The sequence below is a fragment of the Thermodesulfobacteriota bacterium genome, from assembly GCA_035559815.1.
Classification (GTDB): domain Bacteria; phylum Desulfobacterota_D; class UBA1144; order Nemesobacterales; family CSP1-2; genus DATMAT01.
This window is the reverse complement of record DATMAT010000023.1, coordinates 119,803-132,943: the sequence shown is the minus strand read 5'-3', so window position 1 is coordinate 132,943 and position 13,141 is coordinate 119,803. Positions and strand designations below refer to the sequence as shown.

Here is a 13,141-nt window from a genome sequence, read left to right as displayed (position 1 = left end):
ACTAATCTCTGTGATTATCTAAAAACATTCTTCCATCAGCCACAATAACTTCATTCTCATTCACAAAAACCGGGTTTAAATCCATCTCTTTTATCTCTGGAAAATCAACTAATAAGGAGGAAATCATCATCACTGTCCGCTTTAGTTCTTCAAGGTCGACCCCCCTCTCACCACGATAACCTCTTAATAATGGATAACCTTTTATCTCCTCTATCATCTCTTGAGATTCGAGTTCGGTTAAGGGAGCCAGTCTATAAGACACATCTCTCAAAGCCTCAACAAAAATACCTCCCATACCGAATACCATTAAGGGGCCAAAATTAGAATCTCTTACCGATCCTATTATTACTTCTTTGCCTTTAACCATTTCCTGAACGAGAATCCCCTTGATCGTGGCTGAAGGCGTTTTTAATTGAACGTTCTTTTGAATTCTCATATAAGACTCTTCAAGTTGAGAAGCATTTTTTATTCCTATCTCAACACCACCGGAATCAGATTTGTGAACTACATCCGGGGACACCACTTTTAAAACCACCGGGTATCCGATTTCGTTTGCTGTCCTAACTGCTTCATCAAATGAGGAACACATCCGTTCTTTGGTTACTCTGATCCCATAAAGTGAGAGTATCTTCTTTACTTCTGGCTCAAATACGTAGTTTCTGTTTTCTTTGCTGACCTCCATGAGAATCTCTTTGACTTTTTCTTTCCGTGCTTGTGGTGGTGGAGTTGTGCTTACATCTAAACTTTTAATCTTATTTACATAGTCTGCATAACCAGCGATATACCCCACAATCCTTGCACTCCTCTCCGGCCACTCATAACAGGGTATTCCCGCTGACTGGAGTATTTCCGTATTTTTCAAATGCTCCCTGGTGCTCACCCAGCAGACGTACACAGGTTTTTGAACTTTCTTTACCTTCTGGTAATGAACTACGGTATCCCTTACCGCCTCGGCTACCTCCTTCATCATCGCAGATCTTTGAAGGAGTATAGGAATGATGATATCTATGTCAGGACATTCAAAAAGGGACGCTATACTCTTACTATAGAGCTCGGTGAACCTGCTCCATAAGGGAGTCACATCTATGGGGTTCCTAGGACTGGCATAAGCCGGAAGCACATTTCTTAATGTATCCTGATATTCATTGGGTAGTTCGGGCACCACAAGACCGGATTCTTCCAACAGGTCGGTTAACTCAACTCCAGTACCGCCAGAGTTCGTTACTATTCCAACTCTCTTGCCATGGGGAAGTGGCTGGAAATCCAAAGCCTTGGCAAGGTCTATCATCTCCAAACCGCTTCTTACTTCGATTATCCCAGCCTGCCGAAAAGCTGCCCTATAAGCTTCTAAATTTCCTGCAAGTGATGCGGTATGAGAAAGAGCTGCCCTTTTTGAGCCTTCTGTACGACCGGTTTTAACCAGAATCACAGGCTTTCTAGGGGTAACCTCCCTTGCCATTTCAAAAAATTCTCTACCCTTAGAAATCGTCTCTGCTAGGAAACATATAACCTTTGATTCAGGGTCTTGACCTAAATAACTAAGAATTTCATAATCCTGAAGGTCGCACTTATTCCCAGGAGCGATAATTTTTGCAAACTTCATGGAGTGGTCTAGAGCAAAGGTGTATATAGCCATTCCATAAGCACCACTCTGTGTTACCAGCGAGATCCTTCCACCCCTCTCAGGAGACCCTAAGGCAAGGGATACATTCAAACCGATATTACAGTTGTAAAGACCGAAGCAGTTAGGACCTAAAACCCTTATTCCGTATCTCTTCGAGGTATCTACCAATTTTTCCTGTAATCGTGCTCCCTCCTCTCCAGCTTCAGCAAATCCACTGCTTATCACTACAGCACCTTTTACTTCCTTTTCACCGCATTGACTCATTACTTCAGGCACTTTCTCTGCAGGAACAAGGACAACCGCCAGGTCTACATCAATAGGAACATCCTTTATATCTCTATAAGCCTTAAGACCAAAGACCACATCTTCGTTAGGGTTAATAGGGAAGATCTCTCCTTCATATCCTGCTTGTGTTATGTTTTCCATGAATACATATCCCATGCTTCCCTTACGGTTGGAAGCTCCTATGATAGCAACAGATTTGGGAGTAAAGAAAAAATCGAGGTTCATCTTAATTTAGTTCCTATATTTACAAAGAGAATTTCCTTTCGATTTCCTCCTCAGGGAATTCTCTTTTACGAATATCAAGAGAATCAAATTGTCGTATAAACTCTAATTCAGCCGGAGAAGGAAGCTCGACTACTCTTAAATCAGGATGAATGACTGGTTCAAAACCGGTATTTGCAATGACATCGTCTACAGTGGTATCCGGGTAAAGGAATCTCAACCTCATAGACTTACTTTTTTCCTCAAAATCAAAGACACCGAGATTGGTAATTACCCACTCTGGGCCATTACCCAAGAGTCCGAGTTCCTTCCTACTCCCATTAGGAGTTCTATGCCCAACTGCAGTTATGAAATCCACCTTCGGAACAATGGTAAAGACCTTCCCACGTGAAGACTGCCGGGCTCGATGTCTTGTAGTCCAAAGGACCAGGTTTTTTACATCACACGAGAGCTTTGCTCCCCCTCCGCCTCCAGGAAGCTTTACCTTGATCTTCTCGATACCCCCGATTGCAGTTACATTGGTATTCCCATACATATCGATCTGGGCACCTGAAAGGAACATCCTATCAATATCGCCTCGTGAGCCTAAATCGAAAACATAGTCTATTGAAAGTACACCAAGGCTTTGTTCAAGCATCGTCCAGTCATGAGTAGTAGGCGGAAGAAAGGGAGGGTTAGGGTCTAGCCCACCAGGGTTTCCCCCAATATGTACTATATGAGGAGCATGGGTATTTTTAGCCAGAAGTACTGCTATCATTGCAAGCGGGGATGATCCACCATAAAAGAGCAATTCCCCGTCCTTTATGGTATTAGCCATTAACTTAATAAAGAGCTCATCTATTGTGCACTGAGATATGCTATTCATGCCATTTCACCAACGCTAAAGATCTCCTTCCAGGCACTGACACTCCTTCCCCATCCCTCAAGCTTTTTCATTTTTTCTTTTCCGCCTATAAGCCTGATATATTCTTCTTGGGATACATCATAGACATATTTATTAAGATATTCTTTCTTAAATTCTTCTAAACCTTTCTCCGTGGCTTTTACGTATTCTGCCATATGCTCTCTATCATAAGCGTAATTAGGGTAGCAATTAGTGGGATGTGCTCCATAAGGGACTTCTACGACTGCTGTAACCTCAAAGTAAGGTATGGTTGGTTTTAGAGATCTCATCTCCTCGGGGCTTACCACTTTTTCAGCGGAGATAATCACCTTTTCTGAGGCTCTTGCAAGTATAATGTCGGAGGTGAGGGGCTCTTCGATTCTAACGTTTCCTAAAGTATCAGCAAACTGTGCATGAATCAATGCCACATCGGGTTTTAGTGACGGAGCAAGAATTACTTTTTCTCCATCGAAGGGGGAGTCAATTTCTTTAAACTCCGGATGAAGTTTCAGAATATCTGTCCCACCAAAGCTGCGTTGAGCCACGAAGGGGAGTCCAAATGCCGAAGCCCTAAGTTGATTAATAAGAGTTACACAGTTACTCTCTAAAACTTTTACCTTCCCGGATTCACAAACTCTTCTGTAATTTAGAGCAATACCAAAGTCGAATTCAAAACCTACGTAGGTAACTTCTGCTACCCCTACACACCCAGATCCACAAAGCATATCCACATCAATCCCATGAGCATTTCCTATAATATGCAAATTGTGCTTATCCTGTCTGATGACTTCCCTTATAAGCGCCATAGGTTCCCGGAGGGAAAGTGCTCCCCCTAGAGCTACCTTATCACCATCTCGAACTAAGAAGACTGCATCTTCCAGGCTTACAACTTTGTTTGAAATAGGATACGTTGCCATAATCATTCCCTCATTTTCTTAACTAAAAGGTCCCTTTATCCCAATAAACTTAAGTTCTGTCATCTCTTCTATGGTATACTTTACCCCTTCCCGTCCCAGGCCGCTCATCTTCACGCCGCCGTAAGGGGCATTCTGTTGGCGATAGATAGTGGACTCGTTTATCCATACCCCACCTACTTCCAATGCCTGGGCGAAGTAGAGGGCGGTGTTTAAGTTTTGAGTAAAAACACCAGCCTGAAGCCCATAAGTAGAATCATTAGCTAGCTCTACTGCTTCCTCATTAGTTCTAAATGGGATTATAGAAACTACAGGTGCGAACACCTCCTGACATACTACTCTCATAGAGGGTTTGACATCGGAAAGAACAGTTGGGTAGAAAACGTTTCCTTCTCCAGTTCCGCCTATTAATACCTTAGCTCCCTGCCTTTTTGCTTCGTCTACCCACTCCTTAGTTCTTCTCACCTCCGACTCTGATATCATCGGACCCATATCAGTGGTCTCCTCCAGGGGATCACCTATTTTTAGGCTCTTTACCAGGTTAATAAAGGTTCTGCGAAATAATTCTTCTACATCTTTATGAACAAGAATCCTCTGGGCGGAAATGCATACCTGACCTGCGTAGGCAAAGGAGGCGGGTACCAGAGCTCTTGCGGCAGAGTCGATATCGGCATCGGCACAGACAATATTCGGGGAGTTTGCACCGAGTTCTAAGGTTACTTTCTTTAGACCGCTTTTTTCTTTTATTTCCTTTCCTACAGGGACACTACCAGTAAAGGTTATCATTCTAACTCTTTCATCTTGGACGAGTACGCTTCCTACCTCTGGACCACTTCCCATAACAACATTTAAGGCTCCCGGTGGGAGCCCTGCTTCATGAAGTACTCTGGCAAGCTTAAGGGAAGAGAGAGGAGTTTTTTCAGCGGGCTTTAGAACTATCGTATTTTTTGCGGCTATCGCTGGGGCCACTTTGTGTACGACGAGATTTAATGGAAAGTTAAAAGGGGCAATCGCCCCAATTACTCCAAGGGGCTCTCTTACTACAAGGCCAAAACGCGATTCAGCACCTGCAACAGCATCCGTTGGAACAACTTCTCCACTGATACGATTTGCTTCTTCGGCCGCAAGCCGAAACACCTGAACTGCCCTTGAGACCTCTCCACGGGATTCACGAATCGGCTTTCCGGCTTCAAGCGATATAGTGCGAGCAAAATCCTCACTTAACTCTGCTATTAGACCAGATGTCTTATAGAGAATCTCACTTACCTTGTGGGACGGCATGTGTTTCGTAGTAGATTTGAAAGTTGTGAGTGCACTTTCGATGGCAGCTTCAACATCTTCTTTAGAAGCTATGCTTACTTCTGCTATAACCTCTCCTGTATAAGGGTTTGTCACATGGGTTACTTTGCCATTTTTTGCCGGTATATTCTTACCTCCTACCCACAATTCCCACTTTTCTTTGATATCTTTCTGCGGTGGCATTGTTCAATTCCTCACTTCTTTTTGTTATTATTAGCCCAACATTGCTCCATTTTATTATATTTTGTTTTACTTTGTCAATGCTTTTTTTACTTTGTTATATTTTTTACATAGTTTAGGGCACTTATCCTGCTTTGGATTAATCAAAGAGTGACATGGCGTCTTTCTGGACTCAAAAAAACACGTTAAAGATTGAAAGGTGAAAAGAAGAATATAGGGAGATAAGGACCTTAAAACCCTCTGGCTATAGTCGGCGAGAAAGAATTCTGGTATAAAATGCGTTATATCTTTTTGAACCTAATCTGAGGAAACTAATTTCACTTCTGAACAATCATAATATGCTTTTATATATTGAAAAAATAAATCAAAAAGCATCCTCTCCCTACCTAGAATTAGATTTGACCGGAATCTCTTCCACCTTTAATCTTACCCCTTCCTGAGTTATCACGCTTGGCACACGCTCTACCCCTAACCTCTCCAGTATATGGCTATCTCCCTTGTAAACCATTTGCCCTATCTTCTCGGCCGCTCTTGGGAGGTTTCCGTCAGTAAGAAGCACTAGAAGATTCTTATGGGATTTCTTCAGCTGGGGGATTATCTCCGTCTGGGACTCCTTTAAAGCTACGATCGTATTTGTAAGCTGTAACTTCTCAAGTGGATTAATGCTGCCAGATGACGCGATCACATGGCCTTTATGGTCATAGACAGGGGAAGTAACAATGATTGACGGGTCAACGTATCTCGTTCTCACCTCTTTTGCTTCAGGAATGTTCAGGGATACTTCTAAAGAACGCTCAAAATCCTCTCTCATCTTCTTATTTAGTTCTTCTGGGTTTACCTCCCTTGCTCGTTCCTGAATGTAGGCAAGCAAATCCACCTCTTCTATGGGATAGAGCTTTCCATATACTCCCAAGTCTTTCGGCTCAGCCTGCAGCGCGCAGGGCCGGACTACAACAAAAGTACCAAATAAGACAATTCCTAGAGCAATTACCTTTTTTTCCATTCCTTCCACAACTCCTTCACACACATAACAAATACAAATCCATTCCATAAAATAAGAGAACTCCAAACCAAGATGCCTAATATGGGTGAGGTATGATCCAGAATCTTACTAATTTCGTTCGAGAAAAAGGCTAAAGGTGCGCTAGAGAATATAAGAATTGATGTCCAATTCATCTGCTTTTTCCAGTTCCCGTACCTCTTTTCCATCTTTTTAGAATAATGGATAAGCCTTTCCTATTATCCATTCCTTTCTCACAAACCCCCAGTAACGTGAGTCATAGCTCGTTTGATAATCTCCCATAACAAAGTAGTAGCCTTCAGGAATTTTTCCCTTCCACTCGAAATGTTTTACCGGTATCCCTTTTGAATCTGTAGCGCGGGCAGTCCCGACATCGTGACCGTTGATATAGAAATAGAGTCCTTTTACCTCCAGTATATCCCCCGGACATCCGGTAAAGCGCTTAATAAACTTTGTACCTTCTCTCCAATAGGGATTGTCGGGACTATTGAAGTAAAAAGCCCCAAGCCCACCGCATTGAGGCTCAGTCCCTTTAATAATAGCGAATACTTTATAATCAATAGAAGGGGAAGCGTTCACCGCAAAAGTAACTCCCAGGCGGGGGAGAAGGACAAAAAAGAAAACCACTCCCCCAAGCGTAATCCAAAGCCACCGGGGCATAAAATAATAAGAGAGTTTCAGCTCATAGAACTCATTCTTCAAGCTTTCCTTTAAATTCATCGCTGATGTCTTTCCCCCCTGAAAGAACGGCATCTTTAACCATAATTAACTGTCCCTTTTTTCTGTACTCTTTCAGTACGCTATTAAATTCATCGAAGAAGGCATTTATTTCCTTTCCTGCTTCTTCCTGAGAAATAGTCTCATCTTGCATCTCTTTCACGATTTTCTCTCTTTCAGAGTCAATAATTCCCTTTATGTCGAGGATATAGAGCTCTGGTGAGAAAAAGTAGAGCCATCCCGCAACAACAGCACCCCCAATGACTGCTCCTAAGAATCCCGAAAGAATACTTTTTAACATGGTCTTACCTCAGCATATTTACCCTTGTCTCTTTTGCCTTTCATCCGTTGTGGCCTCAATACATTTCCCAATTGCTTCCTCGAGTCTTAATCCATCCCGGATCAATCTGTTAAGAAGCGCAACCTCATCCGGCTTGGTTGTGTAGAGCCAGTATGAGAAAGGGTCTACTACAAATCTTCCGAGGCCCATTCCCCTTTCGCTATTGTAGATGAAAACCTCCGAATATCTCCCCGGAACTGTGGTAAGACTCTCGACTAGATTCAAGAAATATGATGAAAGCATTAGCTTTCGTCCCTTCTTTATCTCCTCAAGACTTTCCCCCTTTTGTCTCAGCATCAGCATCCAGGCGGAATTCTCTGTTATAGCTTCCCCTACCGAACCCACTCTATAGAAATCGAGAAGACTCTGAGTGATTGAAATAAAGCTCCCTCCGTATTTTCTTGCCCTCCGGTAACCATGAGAGATAAATTCTGCGGCCATTTTCCCTCCCAGCAGGTCCCAGGCCTCATCTATCACCGCAAGCTTCTTTCTTCCTCTTTCTCCGAGATACATCGCCCGCGATATGTGATAGATGATAAGTAGAAGCATTGCGCTCTGGAGCTCGGGCTTTCCCTTTAGCTCTTCGAGCTCTATGAGGGTAAGGGAGTTTCCGAATGATATGCTTGCTTTTCCGGTAAAGAACCTTCCGTATTGTCCATGCTCTGAGAACGGATAGAGCATCCTGGCCAGGTCTTTTGCCCGGTGATAAGGGTCTTCCATGGCTTCGAGCCTTCTCACCACATCATCAATTTCAGCCTCTTGTCCCTTTTCATTCCACGATTCCTTTATTGCTTTCTCCACATAGGATTTTTCAAGGTCTGAGAGGACTTTTGAGGGACTGGCCATCTGGCAAAGGAGGGGTTTTAGAAGCTCCATGTCCTCTTTTATATTTACAACGTTCGAGAAGGGGTTAAGCGAGATATTAGAATCCTCACTAAATACTATGAAATCCCCTCCTATATACTTACAGAGCTTCTCGTATGACCGCCCGATATCCACAACAAATACCTGGGCACCTTCTGCAAGGTAGCCGGAGATAATATCGGAGGTAAGAAAGGATTTTCCCGACCCGCTCTGGGCAAACATCACACAGTTGTAATTCGAAGAGGATTTAAAGAAGTCCACCTGCATAATCTGTCCACGTCTTGAGATAAAAATAAGCGGTCCTCCTCTCGATCCCTTCCAGTCGATAGCTACCGGGGTAAGAGCGGCTCCCGCCGAGCTCGGTATTGTTTTTGCTCTTTTGATAAGCTTGTCCTGGAAAGGCTCAAGCCCCAGCGGCAGGCTCTGGAGTAGAAGTGGGAGCATAATGTAAGGGTCTTCCTGGATTTCAAAGTTTTTAGCCCTCCAGATTCCTCCTGCTACTTCTTTTAATTTCTCTGTTTCTTTCGGGGTTTTTCCACGAACAAAGAGGTTCAAATATCCTTTTATCGCCGTTTCCCCGTTTTCGAACTCCTGCATGATAATATCAAAGTTCTCGGCCTTCCGTCTCAGGCGAGGAATAAAATGTGTAATAAACCCAAACGACTGATGCTTCACAATAGATGCTTTTGCTGTAAGAGCCGACTTTGATTTGTTCTTATCCAACATTATAAAGTTTGCGCTAAGGAGAAAATAAGAAGGAATTTGCCTCATCGATTGAATTGAATCTCCGAAGAGCTCGTGGAAGCTGTACATATCCCAGACTTCCGGATAGATTCTTGGGCTAAGGCTCTTTAGCTCGTAATGATTAAGGAAAATCCCTCTTTCTGTGATTCTTATCTTTGTTTCATAATCTATGATCTGATGCCTGATTTCTTCATTCTTCTCATACCTGTCCCATGAAAGACTGTCTTCAGGATGCCCGGGATTAAAAAGCTCCACTAAAAGAGGAATTAGAGACTCAGGCGGAATGTCACGGGGTAGAAGAAATGCGCTCTCAAGTATTCCCTGAACAGATTCTCTGATTTTGTTCACCTCTTCTGTGTATCCATCCCAGCGGCTAAGGTCTATGTCCTCTTCATGAAGAAACCCTTTCTTTTTCAAAGGATGGGGGATTTTTATAGAGACCAGGAATCTGAAATCTCTTACCGGATGGCCCAAAATATCCTTAATGTTATCCGTATAAAGCTTTGCTCTTTCCTCGGTAAATCTTTTAAAATTGGCCGAACGGCTCATCTTCCAGATCTCGAGCTGCGGAAAAATCCGTTCAGATGCAAAAACATGCCACTGGATAGTTGAATTTGTGGGAAAAAACTCTGAGTTGTAGAGTCTTGAAATAATCTTGTGAGTATCGGAGCCTGCTTCAAGAAGCGGGTTTATCTCAAATATGAATCCAAGAGATCCGTCCATGAGTAGATAAAGACCCTCTTCGTAGGCTATATAGGGAAGCCAGTCCGAAAGGGGTTCACGCTTAATTCCCTCCTTAAGCTTATTCTGCTGTATTCCCATCGGTTACACTCTCCAAAGGTATAATATTTCCTGACTCTTCAACTTCTTTATTTCCAAAAATCCATCTTCCGGAATTCACGACGAGATAGATGTAGTTTCCTCCGTGGAGCGCTCCGTTTTTATCTTCCCAGGGAGCGACCCAGACCCTCAGCACATCCGGTGGAGTGCGAAGGGGAACTACATTGGGTTCATCAGATTTCAGACCAGGATTAAAGCTAATGGCGGTACTGGCTGACGAGCTTGAAGCTTGTGAGCTGCTCCAGTTTTTTCCTTTAGTTTTTACATATGAAATTTCACCAGTCCCTAATTTTCTCGGTCTTTTTTCCTTTTCCAGTTCTCTCAGATTTCTCTCTTCTTCCTTTTTCTTCTCTAATTCACCGGAAAGCGAATCTTTATATACGGTGGATACACTTTCGCAAGATACCCCCTCACCGTAGGAACACCCGTATTTTGGTCCTCCACAGGCCTGAAAAATTAAAATTGAAAGAGCTAAAGTGATAAAAAATGCTAATTTAGTTTTCATCTTTTCCCTTCTTCTAGCTTTTTTAGAATTTCTAACTCCAGGTTCCTACTTTTTCCTTGTTTATCTTCCTTAAGAAAACTCCTCTCTTTTGATTTTTCCTCATCCGGTTTTTTAGTAATGTTTCCTTCCTGAAAAACACCCAGTTTTTTTGGTTTCACGTCACTACCGATAGAATCAGGCAAATTTTCCTGGGGAAGATTGGGGAAAGCGGATATATCTATCTCCGAAGGCTCCGTTTTTTCATCCGATTCATAGAAAGAAGTAGTGGTATCTTCTGGAATTGAGTCTCTGGCCTCGCCAGAAATAAGCCTCCCTCTGGGAGTTAGCTCTTTTCCTTCAAGCACCACGACGTCTACAGTCCTGCCCGAATCTATTTCCACGACCGGAAAGACCTCATCCGCAAGTTTTAGGTAGTAATCTGCCAGTTTCTCAGCAGCCCTTGAGACGCCTCCTCCCGCCGCCACAAGGCCGATATCCTTTAATTCATCGGGTCCTACCGTTACCGTGCCCCCGGCGCCGATACTGGTAACGGTACTAAAGGAGCTAAACGCCTGTCCTATTCCGCTGGCAAACCCGGCAAGAAGTGCTCGGGATAAAAACTGACCCTGCTTGGAAATAAGCCTTCCGCGAATCCCTACTTTTCCGTCCTCTCCCGCAACGTACCCTTTTACCTGGGTATCGATTACCTTCCCGGACTTAAGAACACAGGAGATAGTCTCAAGTCTTATGTATGCCCGTTCTGAGGCTAAATCACCGTATCCGCCGCCTGTGGCAAAACACTCTTTTACATCGAGTCTTCTTAGATTTGGAAGGTTAGCCGGCTCTGATAAACGAATCAGCACCGGATAGGGGTTACCCCTTGCCTGAACCCCTGTAGGCGCATCGAGACCACTAAGCAGTATTCCCTTCACAAAGCTTCCGGATGGTATCCAATTTCCTTTGCCTAGAGTAGACTCTTCTTTTTGGGGACTGATTTGAGCCTGGCCTGAAACTATGGATGCAGTCTCAGGAGAAAATACCCGGATTTGAGAGGGAATCTTTTCAAGCGTTCCTTTTCCATTTTCAAAGCTTGGCGGTGGTGGTGGGGGAGGCGGAGAAAATACATTCTTTCCAGGCGATAAAGGCGGCAGCGGTGGGGAGCTTTCTTTTTCTTCTTTTGCCGAGAGCTTCTCTTTAAGGGATTTGATTTCCTTAAGGAGTTCTTTTTGGGAGTTTCTCAGTTTGTCTATTTCCTTCTCGGCAGAGGCACGCCATTTTTCCTTCTCTAAATCAGCCGTTTTTAAAACCCTGGTCTTTTCTTGCTCTCTTTTACGCGCCCCTTCTTCTTCATCCGATGTGAGAAGTGCTATAACTACAATAGTCCCCAGCAGTATAAGACCTATACCAAGGACCTTTCCCCGTCTTCCTTTTAATCTCCGATTAATCATGTCGCGACCTCTTTACGATGAATAATTTGCAGGTTTCACCTGTGGCAAGATCATATTTATCAATGCTTATTGCCATGATTCCTTTTTGGTAGAACATCTCTTCGCTCAGATTTACTTCGACTGAGCTTATATTTTTGATTTCATACAACTCCCCTTGAAATACGGGTCCCTCAATCACATAAGCCTTTCTTAAACTAACTCCGTTTAGCATCCAGCCTTCATCTTTTGGATAACTGGCTATATATCCGGAAGGGGCGCTTCTCTTAAAGAGGAAGAGCATGATCTTTTTTATTGTCCCTTCATAGGAATTATCTTCTACGAAATTCCAGCTAGAGGTAGAAAGGCCATCTTTTGTATCTCTTACCACGATTGTTTCAGCAGGAATGTCTTTGGGAACCAGGATTAGAGAAATGTTTTTTTTCTTTGTAGAGATAAAAAGCTCGGCAGGATGTGAATCGGGAACTTTTACAAATATATTTCGCTCCTTGATTTTTACATCTATAGCCTTGGATGATAGAGCCTCAATTACAGGCTCGGGCATTTCTATACGGTTTATGTCCCGGCTTGACACTGTTACGAATATGCTTTTATCTTCGTCGATTGCTTCGATTACGGTTGTAGCCCAAACTTTATTTGCTAAGAGAAAAATACTCACAACCATAACTACTAGCTTAATACTATTCATTCTCATCTTGCTTTCACCTTCCGGAATCCGTAGTGACATTAATGTTCTCTATCAAGGGTTTTCCCCCTTCAACTTTGAAGGAAAAGATATAGCGTACTATCTCATCGCTTGTCGGAGTTTTCCCCACAAACCGCACCTGTCTTCCCATGACGCTTACCTCTTTGCCGGATGTGGAAACCTCCTGGGAGAAGAACGCCTGAGAAATTCCAACACTTTTTATCTCATCCCCTAGACTTATAAGTTTATTTTCGATCAAACCGTAGTTATTGGGATGAACGTATGAGAGAAACGTCCTTATGTTGAAGTCAACGCTTTCCGGAGTGAAAGAAGCGATGTAGGGAATGAGAGATAGCGCCCACTGCTCGAAATAATCCTCAGAAGGCAACCCGTTTTTTACGGAAAAATCCTTTTCCAGATACTCAGGCACATAAATATTGACTGTGGTCTTCCTTAAAGAAATAAGCATAAAAACCCCTTCAGTTAGAATTCCGATAATTAGTAAAAGTATGAAGAACCGGAGCAGTCCGTTTTCTTTTTCCAGGTTTTCCCATCTTTCTCTGAATACCCTTATTCTCATTTTTATTTTTTGCC

Annotated in this window: 12 protein-coding genes; all 12 read right to left on the bottom strand. The window is 43.1% G+C overall.

Translation table 11 applies throughout. The features are described from left to right. Position 1: 1 nt before the first annotated feature. The 12 genes from VNN20_06210 to VNN20_06155 all read right to left on the bottom strand — a co-directional run bounded on the left by VNN20_06210 (position 2) and on the right by VNN20_06155 (position 13,127). Positions 2 to 2,134: an acetate--CoA ligase family protein gene (locus tag VNN20_06210; protein ID HWP91772.1), complete on the bottom strand. Its 2,133-nt coding sequence runs from the start codon at positions 2,132 to 2,134 to the stop codon at positions 2 to 4. Positions 2,135 to 2,153: 19 nt separating this feature from the next. Then, positions 2,154 to 2,996: a CoA-transferase gene (locus VNN20_06205; protein ID HWP91771.1), complete on the bottom strand. Its 843-nt coding sequence runs from the start codon at positions 2,994 to 2,996 to the stop codon at positions 2,154 to 2,156. Then, entirely contained in the window at positions 2,993 to 3,931 is a 939-nt protein-coding gene (locus VNN20_06200) for a CoA-transferase (GenBank protein ID HWP91770.1), read from the bottom strand. Before VNN20_06200 ends, VNN20_06205 begins: the two co-directional genes overlap by 4 nt. A gap of 18 nt (positions 3,932 to 3,949) precedes the next feature. Further along, positions 3,950 to 5,410, bottom strand: a complete 1,461-nt coding sequence (locus tag VNN20_06195; protein ID HWP91769.1) for an aldehyde dehydrogenase family protein — start codon at positions 5,408 to 5,410, stop codon at positions 3,950 to 3,952. Positions 5,411 to 5,789: 379 nt separating this feature from the next. Then, positions 5,790 to 6,410, bottom strand: a complete 621-nt coding sequence (locus VNN20_06190; GenBank protein ID HWP91768.1) for a hypothetical protein — start codon at positions 6,408 to 6,410, stop codon at positions 5,790 to 5,792. A gap of 210 nt (positions 6,411 to 6,620) precedes the next feature. Beyond that, a complete protein-coding gene (gene lepB, locus VNN20_06185) occupies positions 6,621 to 7,148 on the bottom strand; it encodes a signal peptidase I (protein ID HWP91767.1) in 528 nt (175 codons plus the stop codon). Beyond that, a complete protein-coding gene (locus VNN20_06180) occupies positions 7,120 to 7,446 on the bottom strand; it encodes a TrbI F-type domain-containing protein (GenBank protein ID HWP91766.1) in 327 nt (108 codons plus the stop codon). The genes lepB and VNN20_06180 overlap by 29 nt, the downstream gene beginning before the upstream one ends. 18 nt (positions 7,447 to 7,464) lie before the next feature. Then, complete coding sequence (traC, locus tag VNN20_06175; GenBank protein ID HWP91765.1) at positions 7,465 to 9,915, bottom strand: type IV secretion system protein TraC; 2,451 nt, start codon at positions 9,913 to 9,915, stop codon at positions 7,465 to 7,467. Beyond that, on the bottom strand, positions 9,896 to 10,438 hold the full coding sequence (gene traV, locus VNN20_06170; protein HWP91764.1) for a type IV conjugative transfer system lipoprotein TraV: 543 nt from the start codon (positions 10,436 to 10,438) through the stop codon (positions 9,896 to 9,898). Before traV ends, traC begins: the two co-directional genes overlap by 20 nt. Then, the gene (locus tag VNN20_06165; protein ID HWP91763.1) at positions 10,435 to 11,865 is read right to left on the bottom strand and encodes a TrbI/VirB10 family protein; all 1,431 of its coding nucleotides are present in this window, start codon (positions 11,863 to 11,865) and stop codon (positions 10,435 to 10,437) included. The genes traV and VNN20_06165 overlap by 4 nt, the downstream gene beginning before the upstream one ends. Continuing rightward, the gene (locus VNN20_06160; protein ID HWP91762.1) at positions 11,858 to 12,550 is read right to left on the bottom strand and encodes a type-F conjugative transfer system secretin TraK; all 693 of its coding nucleotides are present in this window, start codon (positions 12,548 to 12,550) and stop codon (positions 11,858 to 11,860) included. Before VNN20_06160 ends, VNN20_06165 begins: the two co-directional genes overlap by 8 nt. Positions 12,551 to 12,563: 13 nt before the next feature. After that, complete coding sequence (locus VNN20_06155; protein ID HWP91761.1) at positions 12,564 to 13,127, bottom strand: TraE/TraK family type IV conjugative transfer system protein; 564 nt, start codon at positions 13,125 to 13,127, stop codon at positions 12,564 to 12,566. Positions 13,128 to 13,141 lie beyond the last annotated feature (14 nt).